21 protein-coding genes and 3 pseudogenes are annotated in these 25,144 nt (G+C 46.7%); 11 read left to right on the top strand and 13 right to left on the bottom strand.

Going from position 1 to position 25,144, the window contains the following annotated elements; genetic code table 11:
• Positions 1–2 precede the first annotated feature (2 nt).
• The 5 genes from TOL_RS07380 to leuC form a co-directional block, all read right to left on the bottom strand.
• Positions 3–3,152 carry a FimV/HubP family polar landmark protein gene (locus TOL_RS07380; protein WP_015486689.1) on the bottom strand — a complete coding sequence of 1,050 codons (3,150 nt, stop codon included), beginning with the start codon at positions 3,150–3,152 and terminating at the stop codon, positions 3–5.
• 257 nt (positions 3,153–3,409) lie between these two features.
• A complete protein-coding gene (gene asd, locus TOL_RS07375; RefSeq protein WP_015486688.1) occupies positions 3,410–4,534 on the bottom strand; it encodes an aspartate-semialdehyde dehydrogenase in 1,125 nt (374 codons plus the stop codon).
• A gap of 18 nt (positions 4,535–4,552) precedes the next feature.
• Positions 4,553–5,632: a 3-isopropylmalate dehydrogenase gene (gene leuB / locus TOL_RS07370; protein WP_015486687.1), complete on the bottom strand. Its 1,080-nt coding sequence runs from the start codon at positions 5,630–5,632 to the stop codon at positions 4,553–4,555.
• Positions 5,633–6,371: 739 nt separating this feature from the next.
• Complete coding sequence (gene leuD, locus TOL_RS07365) at positions 6,372–7,016, bottom strand: 3-isopropylmalate dehydratase small subunit (RefSeq protein WP_015486686.1); 645 nt, start codon at positions 7,014–7,016, stop codon at positions 6,372–6,374.
• A gap of 11 nt (positions 7,017–7,027) precedes the next feature.
• Complete coding sequence (gene leuC / locus TOL_RS07360) at positions 7,028–8,446, bottom strand: 3-isopropylmalate dehydratase large subunit (RefSeq protein WP_015486685.1); 1,419 nt, start codon at positions 8,444–8,446, stop codon at positions 7,028–7,030.
• Positions 8,447–8,592: 146 nt separating this feature from the next.
• Here leuC and TOL_RS07355 point away from each other — a divergent pair, with 146 nt between their 5' ends.
• The 8 genes from TOL_RS07355 (at position 8,593) to TOL_RS07320 (ending at position 17,629) form a co-directional block, all read left to right on the top strand.
• Positions 8,593–9,459 carry a LysR family transcriptional regulator gene (locus tag TOL_RS07355; RefSeq protein WP_015486684.1) on the top strand — a complete coding sequence of 289 codons (867 nt, stop codon included), beginning with the start codon at positions 8,593–8,595 and terminating at the stop codon, positions 9,457–9,459.
• A 123-nt stretch (positions 9,460–9,582) separates the two neighbouring features.
• Positions 9,583–10,509, top strand: a complete 927-nt coding sequence (gene uspE, locus TOL_RS07350) for a universal stress protein UspE (protein WP_015486683.1) — start codon at positions 9,583–9,585, stop codon at positions 10,507–10,509.
• Positions 10,510–10,520: 11 nt separating this feature from the next.
• Positions 10,521–11,492: a bifunctional enoyl-CoA hydratase/phosphate acetyltransferase gene (locus TOL_RS07345; RefSeq protein WP_015486682.1), complete on the top strand. Its 972-nt coding sequence runs from the start codon at positions 10,521–10,523 to the stop codon at positions 11,490–11,492.
• Between the two features lie 362 nt (positions 11,493–11,854).
• A complete protein-coding gene (doeB2, locus tag TOL_RS07340) occupies positions 11,855–13,015 on the top strand; it encodes a N(2)-acetyl-L-2,4-diaminobutanoate deacetylase DoeB2 (protein ID WP_015486681.1) in 1,161 nt (386 codons plus the stop codon).
• 56 nt (positions 13,016–13,071) lie between these two features.
• Positions 13,072–14,346: an aspartate aminotransferase family protein gene (locus TOL_RS07335; RefSeq protein ID WP_015486680.1), complete on the top strand. Its 1,275-nt coding sequence runs from the start codon at positions 13,072–13,074 to the stop codon at positions 14,344–14,346.
• Positions 14,343–15,653: an ectoine hydrolase gene (gene doeA, locus TOL_RS07330; RefSeq protein WP_015486679.1), complete on the top strand. Its 1,311-nt coding sequence runs from the start codon at positions 14,343–14,345 to the stop codon at positions 15,651–15,653. The genes TOL_RS07335 and doeA overlap by 4 nt, the downstream gene beginning before the upstream one ends.
• Positions 15,640–17,001: an NAD-dependent succinate-semialdehyde dehydrogenase gene (locus TOL_RS07325; RefSeq protein ID WP_015486678.1), complete on the top strand. Its 1,362-nt coding sequence runs from the start codon at positions 15,640–15,642 to the stop codon at positions 16,999–17,001. The genes doeA and TOL_RS07325 overlap by 14 nt, the downstream gene beginning before the upstream one ends.
• Positions 17,002–17,164: 163 nt before the next feature.
• On the top strand, positions 17,165–17,629 hold the full coding sequence (locus TOL_RS07320) for a flavodoxin family protein (RefSeq protein ID WP_015486677.1): 465 nt from the start codon (positions 17,165–17,167) through the stop codon (positions 17,627–17,629).
• A gap of 154 nt (positions 17,630–17,783) precedes the next feature.
• On the opposite strand, the gene TOL_RS07315 is transcribed toward TOL_RS07320, so the two are convergent.
• Together TOL_RS07315 and TOL_RS18735 are read right to left on the bottom strand one after the other, a co-directional pair.
• Entirely contained in the window at positions 17,784–19,679 is a 1,896-nt protein-coding gene (locus TOL_RS07315; RefSeq protein ID WP_015486676.1) for a propionyl-CoA synthetase, read from the bottom strand.
• Between the two features lie 68 nt (positions 19,680–19,747).
• Positions 19,748–19,954 carry a DUF1289 domain-containing protein gene (locus tag TOL_RS18735; RefSeq protein ID WP_015486675.1) on the bottom strand — a complete coding sequence of 69 codons (207 nt, stop codon included), beginning with the start codon at positions 19,952–19,954 and terminating at the stop codon, positions 19,748–19,750.
• A gap of 195 nt (positions 19,955–20,149) precedes the next feature.
• Here TOL_RS18735 and TOL_RS07310 point away from each other — a divergent pair, with 195 nt between their 5' ends.
• Entirely contained in the window at positions 20,150–20,857 is a 708-nt protein-coding gene (locus TOL_RS07310; RefSeq protein WP_015486674.1) for a pirin family protein, read from the top strand.
• Positions 20,858–20,952: 95 nt separating this feature from the next.
• Here TOL_RS07310 and TOL_RS07305 read toward each other — a convergent pair whose 3' ends face one another.
• Positions 20,953–21,393 carry a universal stress protein gene (locus TOL_RS07305; RefSeq protein ID WP_015486673.1) on the bottom strand — a complete coding sequence of 147 codons (441 nt, stop codon included), beginning with the start codon at positions 21,391–21,393 and terminating at the stop codon, positions 20,953–20,955.
• Positions 21,394–21,872: 479 nt separating this feature from the next.
• Entirely contained in the window at positions 21,873–22,025 is a 153-nt protein-coding gene (locus TOL_RS19030; RefSeq protein WP_015486671.1) for a hypothetical protein, read from the bottom strand.
• A 174-nt stretch (positions 22,026–22,199) separates the two neighbouring features.
• Between TOL_RS19030 and TOL_RS07295 the strand changes: the two genes are divergently transcribed.
• Together TOL_RS07295 and vapC are read left to right on the top strand one after the other, a co-directional pair.
• On the top strand, positions 22,200–22,394 hold the full coding sequence (locus tag TOL_RS07295) for a type II toxin-antitoxin system VapB family antitoxin (protein WP_015486670.1): 195 nt from the start codon (positions 22,200–22,202) through the stop codon (positions 22,392–22,394).
• Positions 22,391–22,780, top strand: a complete 390-nt coding sequence (gene vapC / locus TOL_RS07290) for a type II toxin-antitoxin system VapC family toxin (protein WP_015486669.1) — start codon at positions 22,391–22,393, stop codon at positions 22,778–22,780. Before TOL_RS07295 ends, vapC begins: the two co-directional genes overlap by 4 nt.
• 182 nt (positions 22,781–22,962) lie before the next feature.
• On the opposite strand, the pseudogene TOL_RS19415 reads toward vapC, so the two are convergent.
• The 4 genes and pseudogenes from TOL_RS19415 to TOL_RS07280 all read right to left on the bottom strand — a co-directional run.
• Positions 22,963–23,163: pseudogene (locus TOL_RS19415) on the bottom strand (transposase); the annotation flags it as partial.
• Between the two features lie 71 nt (positions 23,164–23,234).
• Positions 23,235–23,606, bottom strand: a pseudogene (locus TOL_RS19505) (transposase); the annotation flags it as partial.
• Positions 23,607–23,636: 30 nt separating this feature from the next.
• Positions 23,637–23,864 (bottom strand): hypothetical protein, encoded by a 228-nt coding sequence (locus tag TOL_RS07285; RefSeq protein ID WP_015486667.1) that lies wholly within the window; start codon positions 23,862–23,864, stop codon positions 23,637–23,639.
• A 67-nt stretch (positions 23,865–23,931) separates the two neighbouring features.
• Positions 23,932–25,114 (bottom strand): annotated as a pseudogene (locus tag TOL_RS07280) (IS3 family transposase).
• Positions 25,115–25,144: the final 30 nt, after the last annotated feature.

Below are 25,144 nucleotides of genomic sequence, written 5' to 3'. Positions count from 1 at the left end.
GATCAGGCGAGATTATCCATTAACTCGCGAGCATCCTGCTTCTGTTGATCACTACCCTCTTGCACAACTTCTTGTAGCAACTCTTTCGCACCATCAACATCCTCCATATCGATGTAGGCACGAGCAAGGTCGAGCTTAGTAGCGCATTCGTCGGTACCAGCTAAGAAATCAAACTCATCATCTGACGCCGCTAGTTCATCTAAATCGATACCACCAATCAACTCGGCCGCACTGTCATCTTCACCGGCACTTAAGCCATCAAGAATAGACAGGTCATCGTCTTCAGTCGCTACTTCATCATCGTTAGCTTCTGCATCATCGGCAATTGCTAGATCGAACTCTGCCAAATCATCTTCGGCCTCGGCTAGATCATCTTGAACATCGGCCATAGGCATAGCTTCATCAAGATCATCAGCGCCAGATACGATTTCCGCATCCGCAGCTTCAGTTCCAATAGCGTCAAGTTCTGCTTCCAATGACTGCAAATCAACATCGCTATCGTCAGACTCAAAGCCCGTTTCTGCGTCCATATCGAAAGCTAAAACATCATCTCCTGAAGCCGGCGCCTCTGCCGTCGTCTCAGCGAGTTCCACTAAGTCGTCGTCTTCAGAATCGAGTTCTTCATCTTCCACTTCGGTAGTAACAACAGCCTCTGGCTCTTCAGCAAAATCAATGGTTTCGAGATCTAACTCAGCTTCCATTTCATCTTCTGCAAAATCAAAGTCATCAGCTACGAGTTCATCCTTAATTGCAGCCACTTCTGTTACAGCAGGCTCATCAAATTCTATTGACTCATCAGCGTCATCACCCAAATCGAAATCAAATTCGTCGAGCTCATCGTCCGCTTTCTTTTCAGCTAGCTCGACCGACTCTGCAACATCAAACTCAAGCTCATCACTTTCGCTGTCAAACTCGTCATCCAAATCTGGCGTATCAAGCGATAACTTTGGGCCTTCGCTCGCGACATCGAAATCAACGTTAGCGTCTAAATCTAAAGATGGTACTTCCTCTAAAGACTTTCCGAGACCATCGTCAGCAACGGTTTCAGTATCATCACCAAAATCCAATGCATCACCAAAGTCTAAACCACCTGCAAATTCATCATTCTCGTCATCGAGCGATGGAATTTGACCGTCATCTAGAGACATTGCTCCAGCAACAACGGCTGCTCCCGCAACCATAGGATCTAGAGGAGATGATAAACGCTTACGCAAATCTTCTGCCTGTGTACTAGCGATAATATCGCCAAGCTCACTCAGTTCTCCTTCAGCCTTTGCAAACGCTTCCGCATCATCTACTTCGGTATAAAGCTCAAGTAATTTCAATCGTAAATCAGTGCGGCTTGGCTCAGACTGAATTGCCGAGGATAACAAGTCGATTGCTTGATCAAACTTTCCATAAGCGATGTAGATTTCCGACTCGCTAATGGCATCTTCAGTTTGGGCAACGGTTTCGTATTTACCTTCGTCCTCTTCTGCAAACTCATCCAGGCCAAGATCTTCATCGCCAAAATTAGTTTCAGCTACGGCAAGATCATCATCGCTTAAATCAAAGTTATCTAACGTTTCGTTATCAAACTTACCATCACCCATCACCACCGGTTCTTCATCGAAGTCGGCGGTTTCGTCTTGAGTGTTGTCGTCTGATTTTTTACGACGACGCAAACCAACCAGAACAAGCAAACCAATAAGCAATGCTCCACCGCCGATCATAAGTTCATCGCGAAACTCCATGACCTGATCAAGAATGCTCTTATCTTTGGCTTTAGCCGCTTCTTCAGCTGCTAATAACTTAGCTAATCGTTCTTTACGCGCTTTAATGGCTTCCGCTTCAGCATTAGCCGCCGCTTCTGCGCTTGGCTCTACTGCCGCTTTAGGATCAGTTTCCGCAGCATAGTTGTAGTCTTTAGCTGTTTCCGTCGTTGCGCCATCCGCAGACTTTTCACCGACAACGGCAGTTTCAGCGGCTGAATCAACAGGTTTAGCAACGACAGCATCAGTAGCTTGTGGATTTACTTCAGCATTAGCTGCTTTAGTATTTGAACCACCGACTTGCATGTTAGCCAGTTGATCATCTTTCAATGCGACTAAGCGTTGTAAAGTATTAATCTGTTCTTCAAGAGCCGCTAGACGTTTGGCTAGCTCTTCGTTTTCACGACGGCCTTTGTCTAAGTTCTCTAGCGCAATAGACAAATCAGCTTCCATTGCCTCTTGACGGCTTGCACTACCACGACCAACTTCGCCGCTAGCACCCTGCGCATCTTTGTTATTGCTTGGCGCGGTAACTAAACGAACTTCACCACCCGTTTCTGAAGCGCGAGAACCTGTACCAGAATTCTTACGACCGGTAGCATCAAGTTGTGCAGCACCAGCTTTAATCGCTTGGTTCTGACGAGCAACTTCTGCAACAGCTTGCTGTGTTGGCACACCACGGATCTCATCCGCAGTTGGAACGCGCAAAGTTTCATGGGATTTAAGGCGATTAATATTGCCGTCGATAAAGGCGTTTGGATTCGCTTCTTGTAACGCCACCATCATCTGTTGCGGTGATACAGCACGATCCGGACGAGTCGCTACAGCGATCTGCCATAGAGTGTCATTCGGCTGAACCTTGTAGGTACCAGGTGCGGCTGCCTCATTAGCCCAACGATTATAAGACGGCTGCGCACCAGCCACCGGAGCTCCAGCAGGCTGTTGCGAAGTCACGGAGGTGGTCGATGTCACCGATGATGCCGGTGTGGCAACCAACGGATTGATCGTCGCTTCTTGGAAGACTGGCGGATCTAGTAATACGGTGTATTCCCGCAGTACCCGACCAGCAGGCCAGTTCAGTTCTACCAAGAAATTTAAAAATGGTTCGTTGATCACGTCTTTAGAAGTGACCAAAACGCGGTTACCTTCAACTTTGAACTGAATCTTAGTTAAAAAGTAATAACGATCAACGCCTGCACGTTCAAAGTCATTGGCCGACGCCAGTGAGGGTTTAATTTCCCACTGAGTCAGATCACCTGCATCAACCAGTTGAATCTCTGCATTTAGCGGTTGATTGAGTGCAGACTTCAGAGTCATTTCACCCAAGCCTAAAGCCAGCAGTTCAGACGATAACGTCAGACCTCCAGCCAGCAGCAAGCTATTCGCAAGTAGGCGCTTCATTATTGCTTCCTTGTTGTCGTTTCAGGCGATTCGCTCGCCAGCGTTTTACTAAAACGGCTTTTTTATAGATATTCCTGACCCAGCTTACTTATCGATTCCATTCATAAGCAGTCGGTAGTATCAAATATAAAAGTAGTTTGCGCAATATTTTGCCCAGCTTAGCAGGGATAAAAGCGTGACGTATGAAACACTTAGAGAATTATTTCGAGAAAAGAGATCAAAAGCGGGGCAATGCCCCGCTCTTTTTTGCCTATTTTTTAAGCAGCATTAAGCAAAATGCGCAACATTCTGCGAAGTGGCTCAGCCGCGCCCCATAATAACTGGTCACCAACAGTGAACGCAGAAATGTATTCTGGGCCCATGGTCAACTTACGGATACGCCCAACAGGAATGCTCAATGTACCGGTAACTTTTGCCGGTGTAAGCTCATGCATACTGGCTTCGCGCTCATTTGGAATCACTTTTACCCAATCATTGTGGGCAGCCAAAATAGCTTCAATCTCGCTGACTGGAATATCTTTTTTCAGCTTGATAGTGATCGCCTGGCTGTGACAGCGCATCGCACCGACACGCACACACAAGCCATCAATAGGCACTGGCTTTTCAGTCGTTCCCATAATTTTATTGGCTTCAACCTGAGCCTTCCACTCTTCACGACTCTGGCCAGAAACCAATTGTGAGTCGATATAAGGGATCAAACTTCCCGCCAAAGGTGCGCCAAACTGTTCTTTTGGATAATCATCACTGCGGATAAATTCTGCCACCTGACGATCAATGTCCAAAATAGCCGTCGCTGGATCATCTAACTTGGCTTTTACATCGCTGTGAATAGCACCCATCTGGCTGATCAACTCACGCATATTCTGCGCACCAGCACCCGAAGCCGCTTGATAGGTTTGCGGAGCAACCCACTCAATCAAATCTTTTTCGAACAAACCGCCTAATGCCAACAACATCAAACTAACGGTGCAGTTACCACCGACGTAGGTTTTAACGCCGCTCTGAATGCCCGCTTCGATGACCTTATTGTTCACTGGATCAAGAACGATGATTGCATCTTCCGCCATACGTAATGAAGACGCAGCGTCGATCCAATAACCATTCCAGCCTGCTTCACGCAGCTTTGGATACACTTCTTTGGTGTAATCGCCACCTTGGCAGGTAATGATCACGTCCTGCGCTTTTAACGCATCAATATCAAACGCACTCAACAGAGTGCCGCAATCTTTACCAGCGAAATCTGGAGCTGCTTTACCCGCCTGAGAGGTGGTAAAAAATACCGGCTCGATCAGGTCGAAATCTTTTTCTTCTTGCATGCGCTGCATGAGCACAGAGCCCACCATGCCGCGCCAGCCGACTAGGCCTACTTTTTGTAGAGACATGTTTAAAACCTTTTATCCTTATAGCAAAGCAGCAACAACTGCTTCGCCCATTTGTTCAGTGGAAACTTTTTCCATACCCGCCGACCAGATATCACCTGTGCGTAAGCCTTGATCCAATACCTTGCTTACCGCCGCTTCAATCGCATCGGCTGCCGCTACTTCATTCAGTGAATAGCGTAACATCATCGCCGCTGACAAGATGGTTGCCAATGGATTAGCAATGCCTTGACCTGCGATATCCGGTGCCGAACCATGACATGGTTCGTACATACCTTTGTTGTCTTTATCCAACGACGCCGACGGCAACATACCGATAGATCCGGTGAGCATCGCTGCAGCATCCGACAGGATATCGCCAAACATGTTCCCGGTAACCATCACATCAAACTGCTTCGGTGCGCGAACCAGCTGCATCGCGGCGTTATCGACATACATGTGCGACAACTCGACTTCAGGATACTCTTTACCAACTTCAATTAAAATTTCGCGCCACAGCACAGTCACTTCTAATACGTTGGCTTTATCCACGGAGCACAATTTTTTATTGCGTTTCATCGCCGATTCAAATGCAACGCGAGCGATACGACGAATCTCAGATTCGTTATAAACGTAAGTGTTATAGCCTTCGCGTTCGCCATTTTCTAACACGCGAATGCCGCGTGGCTTGCCGAAATAAATACCACCGGTCAGTTCGCGTACGATCAAAATATCCAAGCCAGAAACAACTTCAGGCTTCAAGCTAGAGGCATCGGCCAATTGCGGATACAAAATCGCAGGACGTAAATTACCGAACAATTCCAAACCAGAACGCAAACCTAACAGGCCTTTTTCAGGACGTAATTCGCGATCTTCTAGGGCATCCCATTTAGGACCACCCACAGCGCCTAACAAAATAGCGTCGGCTGCACGCGCTTTGCTCATGGTTTCTTCTGGCAGCGGCGTACCGTGTACGTCATAGGCCGCTCCACCGACCAAACCATTCTCTAGGGTCAGGCCGAGGTTAAATTTTTCATTCACAGTGTTTAATACTTTCACCGCTTCGGTGACGATTTCTGGGCCAATACCGTCGCCCGGTAGTACGAGTATGTTTTTGCTCATTCTTTTCTCAACCTATATTTGCAATTCTGTATGGGCATATCCGGCTTTATTCGCCGCTAGCTTCAGGGCCTATCCGGCTTTATTCGCTACGAGATTCAGGGCGTATCCGGCTTCATTCGCTGACCCGCCGTAAATCCGTCCTTGGAGGCTCGAGCTGCGCCATCCATGGCGCAGACGGTCAGTTCACTGAACCCGAATACACCCTTTATTCCATCTAAACCGAGATTAAAACGGTATAGAAATCCAATATTAAGCATCACTTAAAAACTGAAGCTGCATTTCACCAGCAGAGTACAGCGCTTAAAAATCATGAAACATTGTACAGACCAGGCGAATATCAACCAGCGTCAAAAAATACGGCTAATATTTCACAACTAGACTGCGACGTTTCAAATTACCAAACATTGTACCGTATTTGCTCGGCTGACCGTCTGCGCCATGGATGGCGCAGCCGAGACTCCAGGGATGGATTCACGTCGAGTCAGCGAGTAAATGCGGTACAAATGTTGTGCAGCCTAAAGCCTAACCAATATCAACCAGTGTCAAAAAATACGGCTCATATTTCACAACTAGACTGCGGCAGCTCAAATTACCAAACATTGTACCGTATTTGCTCGGCTGACTACTCCGCCATGGATTCCGAACCCGAGTTTCCCTTTATGGTGTAACGGGATGGATTCACGTCGAGTCAGCGAGTAAATACGATACAAATGTTGTGCAGCCTAAAGCCTAACCAATATCAACCAGCGCCAAACAACCACGGCGATTTCTCGCGACGATTCGCTTCATACGCACGAATGTCATCAGCGTCGATTAACGTCAAACCGATATCATCCAAACCATTCAGCAAACAATGCTTGCGAAAGCTATCCACCTCAAATGGAATTGTTTCACCATCTGGCGTAACAATGGTCTGCGCTTCTAAATTAATTGTTAATTTATAACCTTCATTGGCTTCAACCGCTTTAAATAAACGATCAACGGTTGCTTCGTCTAACACGATTGGCAACAGACCATTTTTAAAGCTGTTATTAAAGAAAATATCGGCATAGCTTGGCGCGATGATGGTGCGGAAACCAAAATCTTCCAATGCCCAAGGCGCGTGTTCACGGCTCGAACCACAACCAAAGTTTTCACGAGCCAATAATACCGACGCACCTTGATAACGTGGTTTATTCAATACGAAATCAGAATTCAGCGGGCGACCACTGTTATCCGCATCTGGCTGGCCTTCATCCAAATAACGCAATTCATCGAATAAATTGGGGCCGAAACCGCTGCGTTTAATCGACTTTAAAAACTGCTTAGGAATAATCATGTCCGTGTCGATGTTGGCACGATCCATTGGGGCAACAATGCCCTCTTGTACTGTAAATGGTTTCACTGTTATCCCCCTTAAAGTTCGCGAACATCGACAAAATGACCGGCAATCGCGGCTGCCGCTGCCATCGCAGGGCTCACCAAATGCGTACGACCGCCGTAACCCTGACGACCTTCAAAGTTACGGTTAGACGTTGAGGCACAATGTTCGCCATTACCTAATTTATCCGCATTCATTGCTAAACACATTGAACAACCAGGCTCACGCCATTCGAATCCAGCAGCAATAAATATTTCGTGCAGACCTTCTTCTTCAGCCTGAGCTTTTACTAAACCAGACCCAGGTACAACCAATGCTTGCTTCAAAGTAGCCGCCACTTTACGACCCTTGGCCACTTCAGCCGCAGCGCGTAAATCTTCGATACGGCTGTTAGTGCAAGAACCAATAAAGACGCGATCCAATTGAATATCGGTAATCGCTTGGCCCGGCGTTAAGCCCATGTACTTATAAGCACGTTCGAAACCAGAACGTTCTACATCATCTTTAGCGTCTTCCAACGTTGGCACACGACCATCAATGGTAGTGACCATCTCAGGTGAAGTACCCCAAGTCACTTGTGGCTTAATATCTTCGGCGCGAATTTCTACAACTTTATCGAATACCGCGTCATCGTCAGACACTAAATCTTTCCACGCAGCGGTTGCCGCTTCCCACTGATCCGCTTTCGGCGCATATGGGCGACCTTTTACATACGCCGCAGTGATGTCGTCATAAGCAACCATACCTACGCGAGCACCGGCTTCAATGGCCATGTTACACATGGTCATACGGCCTTCCATGCTCATTGAGCGAATAGCAGAACCGCCAAATTCCATCGCGCAACCGTTACCACCGGCGGTACCAATAATTCCGATCACATGCAAAACAACATCTTTACCTGTGATAGCTGCGCCAAGCTCACCTTCAACCTTGATCAACAAGTTTTTCATTTTGCGCTGAATCAAACACTGGGTGGCCATCACGTGTTCAACTTCTGACGTACCAATACCATGCGCCAAGGCTGCAAAGGCACCGTGGGTTGCCGTATGCGAATCACCACACACCACGGTCATGCCTGGCAATGTCGCCCCCTGTTCTGGGCCAACTACGTGCACAATACCCTGACGGATATCTTGCATTTTGAATTCGGTGATACCAAATTCATCGCAGTTTTCATCTAAGGTTTTCACCTGAATACGCGATACCGGATCTTGAATACCGGCAATGCCTGATTCACGTTCAAATGAGGTCGTTGGCACGTTGTGATCTGGTGTTGCCAAGTTGGCGTCCAAACGCCAAGGTTTACGACCCGCAATGCGTAAGCCTTCAAAAGCCTGGGGCGAGGTTACTTCGTGCAGTAATTGACGGTCGATATAAATTAAGGCAGTACCATCATCTCGTTCTTTAACAAGATGTTGTTCCCATAATTTGTCGTACAAGGTTTTCCCGGCCATGTGGATGACTCCTTCTATGCTCTGCGGGTTGCTATCACTGTGCACAGGATACCGCAGGCAGGTAACAACTCAAATTCATATTATTTCTAGTTTGAATTCCAAATAGGAATACAATAAATTAAACACATTCTAAGGCGAGAATGGTTATGGATACGCAATCACTAAAAGCTTTCTTGGCTGTTGCTGGGCATCGTTCATTTTCTGCAGCCGGGGAAGATCTTCATCTAACCCAATCAGCGGTAAGTAAGCGCATTCAAATGCTAGAACAGCAAATTGGCGTTACCCTATTCGACCGCCACAATCGCACCATTAGCCTTACAGAAGCTGGTCATAACCTCCTTCCGCGAGCGCGCGCAATACTCGATTTAGTCACCGACACAGAACTCCATCTTGTAAATATGGAGGGCCAAGTCAGTGGGTATCTCTCACTTGCGACCAGCCATCACATTGGTCTGCATCGTCTACCACCAGTATTACGAGAATTCGTTCAACGCTACCCAAGCGCCCAACTCAATTTAGAATTCATGGGATCTGAGCGAGCCTATCAAGCCGTGACATTACGCCAAGTTGAACTCGCCCTAACGACGTTAGAGGAAAGTGATGCCGAAGACGTAGAGCAAATACCGCTATGGCAAGACACTATGGTGTGCGTCTGCGCTCCGGATCATCGCTTGGTTCAGTTAGAGCAAGTTACATTAGAGGATCTTGCCAGCACGCCTGCGATACTGCCGCAACCAGATACTATTACTTATCGTTTAGTCGACGAAGCCTTCCGCGAGCGCGGCTTGACCCTCAATGCGCCAATGCCGACCAATTACTTAGAAACCATCAAAATGATGGTGTCGGTCGGTATGGGCTGGTCACTACTGCCGCAAAATATGGTTGATGGCCAGCTCCACACACTAGTCTGGCCGGGCACCTCTCCCATTCGCCACCTAGGACTCATCCATTTAAAACACCGCACGCTCTCTAACGCAGCAAGAGCCATGATTGAGTTGCTAAATGATCATTAACGCAAACAATCCACGGCTAAACCCTAACAGTCATAATACATAGGCAATATTGACCCAACACAAGACAACTCGATCGTGCTAGCGTTAAGGTAATTGAAATACTTTGAAGCTTGGGAGAAGGTTATGTTGGACATCAACCACATTTTAGTCGTGCTGGATCAAGAACATCCCGAGCAATACGCACTCGACCGTGCTGTTTGGCTTGCCAAAGCAACCAATTCAGATCTCACATTAATGACTTGTGCATGGGATACCTATGGTGATGATAACGCTCGTATCGACGAAGCAACGCGCCACAGTATTAAAGGTGCCCTGAGCCAACGCGCACAGAGCTGGCTCGATAGCCTGCTAGAAGATCGCGATGTCGCCAATGTTACTGTGCGCACCGAAGTTCACTGGCAAAAGCATCTTCACGACGGTGCCATTGAATCTATACGCAATACAGATTTCGATTTGGTGATAAAAGGCACTCAACCGCACACATTATTGCAGCGGATATTTACACACACCGATTGGAATTTAATGCGCCATTGCCCAGCTCCAGTTATGTTGGTGAAGTCTGCAACACCTTGGAAGCACAACCGTGTTCTTGCTGCTATCGACTCCACCTCGCGCGATACTGGCCATGAATTAATCAACGACAATATCTTATCCTTCGCGGAGCACTTGGCCGATCATTTTGAGACCGACCTACACTTAGCCAATGCCTACCCTATGGTGGCTGTAGCTTTTGCCATGGTTCCTGAAGTCACAGCCCCTGATGACATTCAAAAATACATTACCGAACAGCATGAAGAAGGCTGTGCCGCTTGGGCCAAGAAATTCAATATTGCTGATGATCATATTCATATTGGCGAAGGCGATACCGATGTAGTAATTGCCGATATCGCCAAAGAAACCGAAGCAGATCTTGTTGTTGTGGGCACTATCGGTCGTGGAGGATTAAGTGGAGTATTGATCGGAAATACCGCTGAAGCTTTAGTAGATAAACTCGAATGCGATATTTTAGTGATAAAACCACAAGATGGCGTACGCCCAGACATCTCTTAAGGAAGCCAGACATGGAAGCGCTCGCCGCAGGACGTTTGAAAGAAGAACTGGATGCAGCACTCACTCAGCATCCAAGAATGCAACTTCTACTAGAACGAGCCTTGCGTAGCGAGGCTGTCAAAACAGCCATTGTGCATCCGGTAACTTCCAACTCTCTAGCAGGTGCTTTGGCGGCGCATAATTTAGGTCTTATTGACGCTATTTTAGTAGGCCCAGAAGAGCGCATTATTCAATGTGCTGCTGACAACAACCTCGATATTAGCGCCCTCCCCATACACAATAGTGAGCACAGCCATCACTCCGCCGAAGTAGCCGTGTCATTGGTACGACAAGGCGCCGTGAATGCGTTGATGAAAGGGGGTCTATCGACCGACGAATTGTTGGGTGCCGTCCTCGATAAAGTGAACGGTATACGTACCGAACGACGTATAAGCCACGTATTTTATCTGGATATTCCGCTATATCACAAAGCCTTACTTGTTACCGATGCGGCAATCAACATTCAACCAAGCCTGCGTGATAAAAAAGACATCGTCGCTAATGCCATAGATCTGGCTCACCATATTGGTATTTCTTGTCCAAAAGTCGCTATTTTAAGTGCCGTTGAAAAAGTAAACCCTGATATACCTAGCACCATAGAAGCAGCGGCTCTGTGTAAAATGGCAGACCGCAAGCAAATTATTGGTGGATTATTAGATGGCCCATTGGCCTTTGATAATGCCATTAACCGCGAGGCTGCATTAGAAAAAGGCATTGAATCTGAGGTTGCCGGTGATGCAGATATATTATTAGCACCCGACCTAGAGGCAGGTAACATCCTCGCCAAGCAATTAATGTACTTAGGCAATGCACTCGCAGCGGGTGTGCTTGTCGGGGCGAGAGTTCCAATTATTCTTACTAGCCGAGCCGAAAAAACCGCAGGACGGATATTATCTTGCGCTCTTGCCCAAGCAGCAGCTCAACCTCTAACAATATCGATTTAACGGCGCGATGCATTAAACCTCGTAATTTTTCTGTGATTAGCTATCCTAAATTAACGAGAGTAATTTACGCACCAAGACTTATCGTCGCGCTTCATGCCAGTGCATAATTTTCTGAACCATATTATTCCACTGGCGTCACATACAGACGCACTCTATTTTCTAAATTTCACAACAATCGTTCACACAACATAAAACGCTGATTTCTAAGCTTATTTCTAATTCAAAAAGCAAAATACATAAAAAAATATTATTAATTGTTTTTTGGAACAACCATTGCAACGCACTATTAGGCAGCAAATCGACAAAGCAAATACATCGTTTTTACGAATACAATTTCGTGAATTCCAGGCAGGAGACGCTTTATGTCGAACGACTGGCAAGACACAATTAAGTTTGCGCAAAATTTCCGACGTGAACTGCACCGTAATCCAGAGCTATCTTGGCAGGAACTACAAACAGCTAATACGGTTAGAGAAGCATTAACCGAGCTAAATATTCGCTGGCGCGCGTGCGCGGCTACCGGCACGGTTGCCTATATCAATGAATCTGGCACTGCACCAGCTATCGCTTTACGTGCCGATATCGATGCCCTACCCATCGTAGAAGAAACCAATAAAGAATGGTCATCAAATAATCCAGGCTGCATGCATGCCTGTGGTCACGACGGCCACACAGCTACATTAATTGCTACTGCACGCTGGTTAAAACAACACGAAGACGAACTCGAACGCCAAATAGTTCTTATTTTCCAGCCTGCCGAAGAAGGCGGCCATGGTGCGCGTGAAATGATAAAGGACGGCGCATTAAAAGGCGTTAGCGAAATTTATGGCTGGCACAATTGGCCGGCCATGCCATACGGTACGATGGCCTGTCCGGATGATATTGTAATGTGCGGTAATGGTACCTTTACTATTCGTTTAATCGGCAAAGGCGGTCATGCGAGTCAGCCTGAAGCCTGTGCTGATCCACTGCTCGCTGCCAGTGCCATGACCATTGCTCTGCAACAAATTTGCAGTCGTCGTATAGCACCGCAACAAACAGCAGTAGTCAGTGTGACTAAATTTCAAAGCGGCGATGCACTAACAGTGACACCACAATACGCCGAACTTGGCGGCAGTATTCGTGTACCCGACGAAGCAACTCGGACTCTTATTAATAATTTAATTACCGAAATTGCCACACAAACCGCTGGTGCTTATGGCGTTAAATGCGAGATAGAACACACTCCCCGCTACAGCGCGACCATTAACCATGAAAAACAAGCGACAACAGCGCGCTTAATATGGTCGCAATTGCATGGCGACGCAGGTTTAGCGCATGGCCAAGCAACCCCTATTATGGCCTCTGAGGATTTTAGCTACTATTTAAATGCCATTCCTGGCGCATTTGCGCTGATGGGCAGTGACGATGGCAAGGGGCATAACATGCCCTGCCACAGCCCTTACTACGATTTTAACGACCGCTTAATTGCTGACGTTTGTCGCTGGTTTTGCCGCTTAAGCGGTATGCGGACACCACCCTAGCCCCAGCCTTTTTTAAAACTTGCTTTAACACGATATTTTTTAAAAAAGGAAATCTTATGACTATTTTCGAACAGCGCGAATCTGCGATTCGTGGCTATAGCCGCGTATACCCTGTTGTTTTTGATAAAGCCCAAAATTCCCGTCAAACAGACGATCAAGGCAAAGAATACATCGACTTTTTCGCTGGCGCCGGCGTACTCAATTTCGGCCATAACAACCCCTTAATGAAGCAAGCCATGATTGATTATTTGCAAAGCGACGGCGTGCTCCATAGCCTCGATATGCAAACCACAGCCAAAGCTGAATTTATGCAGGCATTTACCGACATTATTTTAAAGCCTCGAAATATGCCGCATAAAATGCAATTTATGGGGCCAACCGGCACCAATGCGGTAGAGGCAGCAATGAAATTAGCGCGCCGCGCCACAGGGCGAACTGAAATTTTAGCCTTCAGCCGCGGCTTTCATGGCATGACCTTAGGTGCACTTGCAGCAACGGCAAATCAATATTTCCGCGGCGCTGCTGGCGTGCCATTAACATATGTCAGCCATACGGCATTCGGCTGCGAAAAACCTTGTGTAGGCTGCAAGCAAAACTGTGGTTTAGATAGCTTAGAAGCATTACGCAATCGCTATCTTGATCCGTCTAGCGGTCTGGCCGCACCCGCTGCCATTTTATTAGAAACCATTCAAGCCGAAGGTGGTGTCAATGTTGCCGGTAAAGAATGGATTAAAAAAGTCGAGGCATTAGCCAAAGAACTTGGTGCCGTATTAATAATCGACGACATTCAAGTCGGCTGTGGCCGCACAGGCTCGTATTTCAGCTTTGATGATCTCGATATTGAGCCGGGTATCGTGTGTTTAGCCAAAGGCATTGGTGGCGCAGGAACGCCCATGGCAATGAATCTCGTACATCCTGATTTAGATAAGCTTTGGTCACCCGGTGAACATACAGGTACTTTCCGTGGCCAAAACTTGTCGTTCGTCGCCGGTAAAGTGGCTTTAAGCTACTTTAAAAACGATGAATTAATGAGCGAAGTAAAACAAAAAACAGAGCAAATGAAAGAAGCCTTACAGCCATTATTAAAAAGCGACAGCAGCCTGCAATTACGCGGTAAAGGCATGGTCATGGGATTGGACGTCGGTAGTGGCGAGCGCGCCTCCGCTATTGTGCAAAAATGCTTTAAAGATGGTCTTATTATTGCGGCCTGCGGTACCGGCGGACGGGTATTGAAACTTATCCCACCGCTCACTATTCCACAAGAAGATCTCGTCGCTGGCTTAAATATTTTAATCAATGCCACTCGCTCAGTGATGGAGGAAGCCGCATGATTAAACGTGATGATATGACTTTCCCGGCAGAAGAATATGAACGCCGTTTGGGTGATTTGCGCGCTCGCATTGCTGAGCGTCATTTAGATGCAGTCGTGATTTCTGATCCAGAAAATATTATGTATTTAACCGACTACCAAACAACCGGTTATTCTTTCTTCCAAGCCTTAGTTGTACCGCTAGAAAAAGAACCGTTCATGATTACGCGAGCACTGGAAGAATCGAATGTGATTGCGCGTACCTGGGTGGAGGTCACCCGCCCCTACCCAGATACCGGCGATGCCATCCAAATGCTGGTCGATGCCCTGCGTGAATTTGGTTTATCGAATAAGCGTATTGGCTACGAGCGCAATAGCTATTTCTTCCCGGCGTATCACCAAGATGTGATACACACCACGCTAAAAGACGGCAAGTTACTCGATTGCTTTGGCATTGTGGAAGAAGGCCGAGTGTGTAAATCATCGGTTGAAATTGAATTAATGAAAAAAGCTGCCTTCGCGACTGAGGCCGGTATGGCTGCAGGTATTGCAGCCTGCCATGCAGGCGCTACCGAAAATGAAATTGGTGCGGCAATAAGTGCCGGTATGTTCTGCGCTGGCGGCGAGCCACCGGCGGTAATGCCCTACGTGACCTCTGGCCCGCGCACTATGATTGGTCATGCCACATGGGAAGGCCGGGTTATTCAACCCAACGAGCATATATTCTTAGAAGTCGGCGGTTGTTATCGCCGTTACCACACCGCCATGATGCGCACCGTCGTATTGGGTGAATTATCCGATTCTATGTACAAAGCTCAAGAAACGATGAAGCAGGCATTAAATGCCGTGCATCGCATGGTGCAACCCGGCATGACGGTATCTGACGTCGATAATATGGTGCGCAACATTATTACCGACAATGATATTGGTGCTCGTTTAATTACTCGCTCTGGTTACTCCATCGGCATTGCCTTTCCACCAAGCTGGGACGAAGGCTACATCGTCAGCTTAAAACAAGGTGAGTCGACCGTTTTGAAAGAAGGTATGACCTTCCACGTAATTCCTTGGATGTGGGGCGTTGATGGCGATAAAACCTGCGGTATTTCCGATACCATTTATATTACCGATGACGGCTGCCGTTCATTCTTCGATATGGATCGCGACTTTAGCGTCAAGCCCAACGACGCTGAAAAACCCCAGTTAATAGGCATAAACGATATTAAAATGCCAAAATCGGAACCAACAATACCAGAACCTATCGAACTGCCTACTTCCAAAGAAAACGCTAAATCAGCAAAGAAAAAAGGAGAAAGCTATGTTAACTCCTAACAACCCAACCACGGGGGAGGCGCTTCCCATCTTTCCGTCCTTAGATGCAGCGAAAGCTAAACGTATTGTTGGCATGGCGGTTACCGCCGCCCCATTATGGGCGGACACACCGATTGCCGAGCGCGCCGATGCATTGCGCCGCGTCGCCAAATGCCTACGCGATGCCAAACATGAATTAGCTCGCCTGATGGCCGAAGAAATGGGAAAACCACTACGCGAAGGCCTAGCCGAGGTCGAAAAGAGCGCAGGATGCGCAGAGTACTATGCCGATAACGGCGCGCAGTTTTTAGCTGCAGAAACGCTCGCCTCTGACGCCTCACATAGTTATGTTAAATATCAGCCACTCGGCACAGTGTTGGGGATTTTGCCTTGGAATGCACCGGTATGGCTGGCGTTGCGTTTTATGGCTCCGGCACTGATGGCGGGTAATACCTGCATTATGAAGGCCGACCCGAATGTCCCGCGCACCGCGGTTGCCTTAATTGCTGCATTCCATGAAGCGGAATTACCCGGTGGCGTTGCACTAAATCTGCCAATCACCACGGATCTTATTGGCGAAATAATTGATCATCCCGGTATTAAAGCCGTGTCGTTCACCGGTTCGAGTAATGCCGGCAAAAAGGTTGCCGCGCGCGCCGCAGCAGGCCTTAAACCCGCCGTTCTCGAACTGGGAGGGTCTGACCCTTGCATCGTACTGGCAGACGCCGATTTAGAAAAAGCGTGCGATATTATTACCCTATCGCGGCTAATTAATGCAGGCCAATCTTGCATCTCGGTAAAACGCGTTATCGTCGAAGAGGCCGTTTACGACGATGTATGCGAACGCCTATATCAACGTTTTAGTCAGAAAACCTTAGGCGACCCGCGCAAAGAATCTGACTCCCTAGGGCCGATTGCACGCGAAGATTTACGCCTTGGTTTGCATGATCAAGTGAAACGCACCATTGATGCTGGCGCCCGTTGCTTGTGCGGCGGAGACCTGCCCCAAGGCGATGGCTTCTTCTACCCAGCCACCTTGCTACTCGACGTCATGCCCGGCATGGCTGCCTTTGATGAAGAAACCTTCGGGCCGGTACTGGCAGTGAGTAAAGCGCGTGATTTAGACCACGCACTGGAACTGGCCAACACCACCGCATACGGACTTGGGTCGAGCATTTGGACGACGGACGAAAATAGCATTGAACGCGCTATTTATACGCTGCAAGCGGGTCAAGTCGCCGTGAACGGCATTGTAAAAACAGACCCTCGATTACCCAGCGGCGGTATCGGACTGTCTGGCTACGGACGCGAACTTGGACCCCAAGGGATTCGTGAATTTGTGAATATAAAACAAGTTTGGATTGCATAATTAACGACTATCGCACTGGGCAGGAGCAGTCCTTCCCAATGCATATGATGGGCAAGCACAGCGAAGCAACAAGAATAAATAGCAATTCTAGCTGTACCATAAGTTCGCTGGCTTTTATGCTAGGGGTCTATTTTACAGATTTAACGACCAACATTAGTTGCCTATGTCTAAACGCTTATTACTTGTCGCCCATGCGCCTTCGGAAAATTTACGCCGCTTAGTTGAAGCTATGTCCGATGGTTTTGAAGAAGCCGAATGCGAAGACGTAAGTTGGGAAGTAAAATCGCCCTTCGATACCGACGCGTACGACGTGATTACTAGTCAGGCAATCGTGTTATTAACGCCCGAAAATTTAAGCTACATGAGCGGCGCATTAAAGGATTTTTTCGACCGTGTTTACTATCCCTGTTTAGAAGTTACCCAAGGGTTACCGTGCGCAGCTCTGATTCGTGCAGGGCATGATGGCACAGGCACCCAAAATGCCCTATCGACTATAACGACAGGTCTAAGATGGCGCTGGGTACAGGATCCGATTATTTGCCAAGGCGAATGGCAAGATGATTTTCTTCTGCAAGCACGGGAATTAGGAACCGCAATGGCGATGGCACTCGATCAAGGCATTATTTAATTCGAGCATAAATTTTGGGCGTAAAAAAACCGGGCAAGCCCGGTTTAAAAGGGGGAGCAATCAGTAGCTAGTCAGAGAAATCAAACAAAGACTAACTGCGATGTAAGAGCAATCCCTTGATTCAAAAGTTCCCATGGCGAGTTTTAAATTGCATTTAAATGATTCGGCGCACGCCTTTTTTCGTTAACATTTCCTCTATTTCCGCCAAGCACGCTGGATCGTCAATTGTTGACGGTGCAACATACTCCTCACCATTAGCAATACTGCGCAACACTTTACGTAAAATTTTACCTGAACGAGTTTTTGGTAAACGCTGCACCACAATAGCGTGATGGAAACTTGCCACGGCACCGATTTGATCACGCACACGCTGAATTAACTGTAATTCAAGCTCGCTGTCGTCGATCGTAATACCATCTTTTAATAACACTAACCCCATCGGCTCCTCGCCTTTAAGATCGCTGTTTTGACCAATAACAGCGCATTCAGCAACCGCATCATGCCCTGCCAATACCTCTTCCATTTCACCGGTCGATAAGCGATGACCGGCGACATTAATAATGTCGTCGGTACGCCCCTGCACAAACAAATAGTGTTCGTCATCTAAATAACCACCGTCACCAGTAATGTAATACCCCTTATAGGTATTTAAATAACCTGATTCAAAACGGCTATGATCACCCCAGATCGTCGGTAAGCACCCCGGCGGCAAAGGTAATTTAATCGCGATACTGCCTTGTTCATTTGCAGCAACTGGCTTTCCTTTGGAGTCTAAAATTTCGACGTTATACCCAGGTGAAGGTCGCGTAACCGACCCTGCTTTTACCCTTGTTAATCCAAGACCGACATGATTACCGGCAATCGCCCAACCGGTTTCTGTTTGCCACCAGTGATCGACCACAGGTTTCTTCAGATGCTCAACAACCCACTCATAGGTCGGCGGATCAAGGCGCTCACCCGCCATAAAAATCGTCTTGAGTTTACTTAGGTCGTATTTCTCGGCGAGCTTACAATCTGGGTCTTCTTTACGAATCGCACGAAATGCTGTCGGCGCAGCGAACAGCCCCTTAACACCGTGTGCTTCACATACTTTCCAAAATGCACCAGCATCTGGAGTTCTTACCGGCTTACCTTCATAAAATACAGTGGTACAGCCCGCCAACAATGGCGCGTACACAATGTAAGAGTGCCCAACCACCCAACCAACATCCGATGCCGCCCAAAACACATCACCAATGCCCATATCGTAAACCGAGGCCATACTGTATTTCATGGCAACAGCATGGCCGCCATTATCGCGTACGACCCCTTTAGGCTTACCAGTCGTGCCCGAGGTATAAAGCACATATAGGCTATCGGTAGACTTAACGGCAACACAGTCGGCGGGAGTGACGTTATACACGGCCTCTTCCCACGTAATATCCATATGAGCCACTAATTCACATTTACATTGCTCTCGCTGCACAATAATGCACGTATCGGGTTTTGCGGTCGCCATAGCGATGGCATCATTCAAAATCGGCTTGTAAGGAATGATCTTATTGACCTCAATACCGCACGAAGCCGAAACAATAACTTTAGGTTCGGCATCATCAATTCGCACAGCCAACTCGTGTGGAGCAAATCCGCCAAACACCACAGAATGAATCGCCCCCAAACGCGCACAAGCCAACATAGCGATAGCAGCCTCAGGAATCATAGGCATATAGATAATGACGCGATCGCCCTTGCCAACGCCTTGGCGCTTTAGCCCTCCGGCAAAATGCGCAACCTCTGCAGTCAGCTCTTTGTAGCTATAACTACGCTGATTACCGGTAACAGGCGAATCATAAATTAACGCAGTTTGCTCTCCACGCCCCTGCAGTACGTGATAATCCAACGCTAAAAACGCGGTATTTAGCTCGCCATCGGCGAACCAACGGTCAATGCCATTTTCATCTTTCGAAAGAATCTTAGTCGGTTGCTTAAACCACTGAATTTCCTGCGCTTGGCGCTTCCAAAACGCTTGTGGATGCTCCAGCGCTTCGCGATATTCTTCTTGATAACTCATAAACACCTCCGTTCGTATTATGACCTTACGCTAGGTGCATGCAGGTGAGTATTCGACCAAAGATAGTGTTAACTATGCCACGTTTTCGCTAACGCCTGTTTACGCCGCTGGCACTCCGCCAAGATACGGGTTTTGTCTTCGACGCTGGCGTTGTGCCAAGCTAGGATTTCCGCAAGCGAGCGTCCACAGCCAACACAGACATCGTTGGCATCTAAGCAGCAGTTACGAATGCAAGGACTGTCTATCGGGGAGGTATTGTCACTAGAATCAGACATCGACATCCTTCTACAAGAAAAAGCTCGACAGTTAAGATCACTTGAGACGGCGACGAGGTCAAGTTCATCAGAAATACCGCCCAGATAGTTCTAATTAATCGAATGATATCCTCGATATAACTCAATATTCGTTCGAATTAATAAGCGATATTCTCATCAAATGCTGAATTTACCAATCAAACCGAGGGCATCCAAATGATCTACTTACGTCCAGCTAAACAACGTGGTGCAGCCAACTTTGGCTGGTTAGACAGCAATCACAGCTTCTCGTTTGGTAACTACTATGACCCTAAACACATGGGGGTTTCGGTGCTTCGCGTGATCAACGACGACTTCGTTATCGCTGGGGCGGGCTTCCAAGAGCATGGCCACCGGGATATGGAAATTATTTCCTACGTACTTGAAGGCGCAATCGAACACAAAGACAGCATGGGCAATAGTTTCGTAGTGCCCGCAGGCGATATACAACGCATGAGCGCGGGAACTGGCATCACACATTCAGAGTTCAACCACTCTAAAACCGAGGCCATGAAGTTTTTACAAATATGGATTACGCCGAATAAAACCGGCATCAAACCTAGTTATGAACAAAAAGCAGTACCGCAAAATGGCACCCTGACCCCACTGGTAACAGCCGACGGGCGTGAGGGCAGTTTAATGATGCATCAAGATGCTGCGATGTATCGCTTAGTCCTCCAACCAGGTGAAAACATCGCACTTGATAGCGGCGAGCGAATTGGCTATTTGCACATAATATCCGGCAGTTTGACGGTAAATAGTAATCAACTTATACAGGGAGATGCGATAGGCGTTAAAGACGAAGTATTGAAAGCGCTAAATACCGGTAATACTGAATTAACGGCATTGTGGTTTGATTTACCACGAGGAAATTTTCCGAGCTAAATTGGCTACAGAAATTACGTTAAATTATGCGAGAAATAAGACCAACTCAAAATATAGAGCACCTAAATCGGCGAGATCTTAGGTGCCCTAACCCATCAATCTCGCTCGTGCGTAGGAATAACGAAAATTGGACACGTTGATTTATGCAAAACCCCTTCACTAACACTACCCACAAGAAGCCGATACATAGCGCCGTGGCCGTGCGTGCCTATAACAATCATGTCTGCTTCAAGCTTTGTCGCTTCAGCTAGAATTGTATCCACCGTCACGCCTTGTATAAGAAGTGCCGTGGTATCTATACCTGTATTACGAAATCTATCGGCAATCGCCTGAATTTGCCGATGCTCTTCATGAAATTTCTTCGACATATTATCACGAACAGTTTGCGGACCTACGTCCATCCCTACGAACTCAGGATCAGGTGCAGCAACGTGTAAAAGCCATACCTTCGCAGACAGTGCATTAGCGATTTTTTCAGCCTCGACCAATACCGTTTCGCCCGACTCTGACAAATCCACAGCAACCATTATCTTCATAATTTTCTCCATAACTGCCCTTCTAGTTCGAACTGCCTTCATCTGAAGATCGCGACAGTGCGCACTTAGAGAGTAAAAACATATTGAAGAAGAACCAGCAACCAAAGGTCCTTCGTAATCATGAAACTGAAAGTATCAGACTTCCGTAACAAAAGACTATGGCATTTTGCTCTTTTTTTCTTAGCGGACATCAACAAAAAACGCTAAGTACAAAAGACAAGTACAAAAGACAAGTACAAAAGACAAGTACAAAAGACAAGTACAAAAGACAAGTACAAAAGACAAGTACAAAAGACAAGTACAAAAGACAAGTACAAAAGACAAGTACAAAAGACAAGTACAAAAGACAAGTACAAAAGACAAGTACAAAAGACAAGTACAAAAGACAAGTACAAAAGACAAGTACAAAAGACAAGTACAAAAGACAAGTACAAAAGACAAGTACAAAAGACAAGTACAAAAGACAAGTATAAAAGCCTTTATCTTGCGTTCTGTTGTAATACATAAAGATCGAGTTTTTGATCAATGAGGTAATGAATGGCGTGTTCAAACGTACCTAGCTGCAATTGATCTTGATAGTTAATCACGACCATTGACGTTTGGTTGTAGTTGTATGGCTTAAATTTAGGCATAAGAACCACTCCATGTGAGAGGCTCTATTTTATCAAAAATAGACGTGAAAAATAGGTTTTTCTACAGCCTCAACGCCTAGAGAATGCGCAGCTGCTGTCGCATTGCTTGACTCACTATGTGTATATGCGCAATACTTTATACACATTGGTAGATTATACATAGCGAGGCCGAATATGCGAACCAATATTGATATAGACGACAAACTGATGAATGACGTGCTAAAGGCTACTGGCCTAACAACCAAAAAGGATGTGGTGGAGCTTGGCCTTAAGACCTTGATAAGGTTAAAGAAACAAGAGGGTATAAAGAGCTTTCGAGGCCAGCTGAAGTGGACGGGTGATCTGGATGAGATGAGAAGCACCACATGATTGTTGTGGATTCCAGTGTATGGATAGACTATTTCAGTGGCACTGATAATAAGCAGACGGACAAGCTTGATAATGTTCTTGGCCTTAAACCGGTGGCTATTGGAGACTTGATACTGACGGAGGTATTGCAAGGCTTTAGACATGATAAAGACTACAAGGCTGCTAGAGCGTTATTTGAGGATGTTACCATTTTCGAAATGCTAGGCACTGACATGGCACTAAAGAGCGCAGATAACTTCCGAGCTTTAAGAAAAAAAGGAGTTACTGTGCGAAAAACTGCTGATGTGATTATTGCTTCCTTTTGCATCGAGCGAAAACTTCCTCTTCTTTTTTCTGACAAAGATTTCAAGCCATTTGTGAAGCACTTGGGGCTGGCAGAGGCTTGAGATACACATAACGAGCCTGTAGAAAAACCTATTTAAAAGCCGTTTCTTCAAGCTTCTTCCTTTGTTAATGATCCAATTCGATAATTAATAAAAATTGAATCTACTTCTGATTATCTCAGTGATATTTTGGCTTTTTAGGTAATTACTCGGCTACGAGCCGCTATCACGCCCAAATACCCGCTTTATCTTGCCAGTTCACCGTACCGCATGATCTTTTCTATGTTGTGAATCATGCAGTACAACTGCCATTGGCCTTGAACTTTCGCTTTGCCTCGCAAGCCAAACTGTTTCCGGCCTTTATTGGTTCCTATATTGGTAAAGACTGGCTCTACTGTCGACATTCGATGGCTATAAATGTGTTTGCCATGGTCACTGTCCACTCTGGGTTACTCGCATCATCCCTGATGCTCGCCCTTTCAGGGCTGACGTACCAATTTGTTCCCGACAAATTGGTCATCCAAACTGTATACGTGGGTTTGCGTTTGTCGTTGATGGTAAAGGAGACTTGTCGTCCTGCGCCTTTGCGATGGTTCGCAGCTTCGGGGTTTTCCATGCATTCATGTTTTAAGTTGCAGTTTCTGCATTGCAATAATCGACCTTCGAAGAAGGCTTTGGATTGCCCAGTTTCACTCAAACGCTCACCACGAAAACTGAGCTTCTCTCCGGCTGGGCAATGGCAGGTCATTGCCGTTGGATCGAACTTAAACTCTGTTGCGGGGATTACGTTGCGACATTCGCTCTTTGGTTTTTCTTGATGACGCTTTCCGTACTTTTCCTTTTGATCTAAGAACTTTGGATCACGCGAGCGGAATTGATTATCAGGAATTTTGTGGCCGAAACGAATTTCAGCGGCTTGTTAATGAGTTGCAAGTTCACAAGGCTCTTTAGGAAACGCCATTGAGAAATCGGGGCAGTACCCAACAAACCGATCATTAACCTCTATTTCAGGATACTTCGGTTTAAGAAGCTCATATGTCACCTGAACTGCTTCATCGGTTGAATCAGCACCAACAACAGCTCTCGCAACATACAATATTTCTTTATCAGAACCCGTCTTCCAGAAAGTAACTTCGTATCGTCTCATGACTATCCTTTTCAATTACTCATTAACGCTGCGTGATCTTGCCCCGATAAAACGGACACATGAATTTTCATGCTGCTATTCGCTCGTATTCCATCGGTGAACAATAACCAATCCCGAATGCAGCCGCTTTCGATTATAAAAATCATTAATGTAACGTCCCAAAGCATACTTCAATTCTTCGCCTGATTGGAAGTTCGTGCATCGGATTAATTCTGCTTTCAATGTATGAAAGAATGATTCCATATGAGCATTGTCAGTACATTTACCTGGGCGGCTCAAACTATGTAAGATGCCATGCCGTTTAAGATCCTTTTGGTATTCGGCTCCTCTGTACTCAACACCTCGATCCGTGTGCAGCATAAGTCCCTTCTCTGGCTTTCTTTTCTTTATAGCAGTTGCCAATGTTCTTTTGGTTACTTCCGTCGTTCTTTTCGTATCTAAGCTCCAACCAACAATGCGCCGTGAGTGAAGATCCATGACCGCTGACAAGTAATGCCACTGCTTCTTTACTTTGAGATACGTCACATCCGCAACCCATACTTTGTTCTTTGCTTCAGGCACCGCACCATCGGATCTTAGATTTTCACCAGAGGCAAGGAAACGCCTCATGCCGGGTGCTCGGTAGGTTACTCGAGTAACGCGCGCGATTAAGCCCATCTCTTGCATCAAGCGCGCTATACGCTTCCTGCTGACGCAAAATCCTTGGTTTTGCAGTGCTTTCCAAACTCTAGGGCTGCCGTAGCGCCCTTCGACCTTGTCATACACTTTCTGAATTTCAATCTTTAGTAGTGCATCTTCACTTGTGCGGCTCGAATCTTCGCGCTTACGCCAATCGTAATAACCACTTCGAGAGACACCGAGCCAAAAGCACAACGATTTAATCCCCAGATCTAGTCCGAATCTTTCGATGAATCGATACCTTGCTGATGTTCCTCCGCAAGAAACCGTTGCCACTTTTTTAGTAGGTCATTCTCCTGCTTAAGCTTGCGATTTTCAGCTTCTAATCGCTTAACTTTCGAGAGTTCCTTCTCTTGCTTAGAAGATACTTCAGTTACTTTCTTTCGTTTATCTGCCACGATTTTGCCTTCACGATATTCTTTTCGCCATCGTGACAGCATAAACGGATGAATGTCGAGAGTAACGGCGACTTCCTTAACCTGAATACCTTCAATCAAACTTAACTGAACGGCTTTAACTTTGAATTCATTTGAGTACTGCCACGTCTTTCTTGGCTTTGTGTATTTTGGCATTGGACACCTCATCTGTTAGATGTTGGTGTC

Source organism: Thalassolituus oleivorans MIL-1, from assembly GCF_000355675.1.
Lineage (GTDB): Bacteria > Pseudomonadota > Gammaproteobacteria > Pseudomonadales > Oceanobacteraceae > Thalassolituus > Thalassolituus oleivorans.
This window is presented reverse-complemented; position numbering and strand designations above follow the sequence as displayed.

Bases quoted from the DNA above. Each gene is read 5' to 3' on its own strand.
- asd (WP_015486688.1), bottom strand. From the start codon at position 4,534: ATGTCTCTACAAAAAGTAGGCCTAGTCGGCTGGCGCGGCATGGTGGGC.
- TOL_RS19030 (WP_015486671.1), bottom strand. From the start codon at position 22,025: ATGCCTAAATTTAAGCCATACAACTACAACCAAACGTCAATGGTCGTG.
- leuB (WP_015486687.1), bottom strand. From the start codon at position 5,632: ATGAGCAAAAACATACTCGTACTACCGGGCGACGGTATTGGCCCAGAA.
- TOL_RS07315 (WP_015486676.1), bottom strand. From the start codon at position 19,679: ATGAGTTATCAAGAAGAATATCGCGAAGCGCTGGAGCATCCACAAGCG.
- vapC (WP_015486669.1), top strand. From the start codon at position 22,391: ATGATTGTTGTGGATTCCAGTGTATGGATAGACTATTTCAGTGGCACT.
- leuC (WP_015486685.1), bottom strand. From the start codon at position 8,446: ATGGCCGGGAAAACCTTGTACGACAAATTATGGGAACAACATCTTGTT.
- doeB2 (WP_015486681.1), top strand. From the start codon at position 11,855: ATGTCGAACGACTGGCAAGACACAATTAAGTTTGCGCAAAATTTCCGA.
- TOL_RS07285 (WP_015486667.1), bottom strand. From the start codon at position 23,864: ATGAGACGATACGAAGTTACTTTCTGGAAGACGGGTTCTGATAAAGAA.
- uspE (WP_015486683.1), top strand. From the start codon at position 9,583: ATGTTGGACATCAACCACATTTTAGTCGTGCTGGATCAAGAACATCCC.
- TOL_RS07345 (WP_015486682.1), top strand. From the start codon at position 10,521: ATGGAAGCGCTCGCCGCAGGACGTTTGAAAGAAGAACTGGATGCAGCA.
- TOL_RS07335 (WP_015486680.1), top strand. From the start codon at position 13,072: ATGACTATTTTCGAACAGCGCGAATCTGCGATTCGTGGCTATAGCCGC.
- TOL_RS07380 (WP_015486689.1), bottom strand. From the start codon at position 3,152: ATGAAGCGCCTACTTGCGAATAGCTTGCTGCTGGCTGGAGGTCTGACG.
- TOL_RS07295 (WP_015486670.1), top strand. From the start codon at position 22,200: ATGCGAACCAATATTGATATAGACGACAAACTGATGAATGACGTGCTA.
- TOL_RS18735 (WP_015486675.1), bottom strand. From the start codon at position 19,954: ATGTCTGATTCTAGTGACAATACCTCCCCGATAGACAGTCCTTGCATT.
- TOL_RS07310 (WP_015486674.1), top strand. From the start codon at position 20,150: ATGATCTACTTACGTCCAGCTAAACAACGTGGTGCAGCCAACTTTGGC.
- TOL_RS07355 (WP_015486684.1), top strand. From the start codon at position 8,593: ATGGATACGCAATCACTAAAAGCTTTCTTGGCTGTTGCTGGGCATCGT.
- TOL_RS07320 (WP_015486677.1), top strand. From the start codon at position 17,165: ATGTCTAAACGCTTATTACTTGTCGCCCATGCGCCTTCGGAAAATTTA.
- TOL_RS07305 (WP_015486673.1), bottom strand. From the start codon at position 21,393: ATGAAGATAATGGTTGCTGTGGATTTGTCAGAGTCGGGCGAAACGGTA.
- TOL_RS07325 (WP_015486678.1), top strand. From the start codon at position 15,640: ATGTTAACTCCTAACAACCCAACCACGGGGGAGGCGCTTCCCATCTTT.
- doeA (WP_015486679.1), top strand. From the start codon at position 14,343: ATGATTAAACGTGATGATATGACTTTCCCGGCAGAAGAATATGAACGC.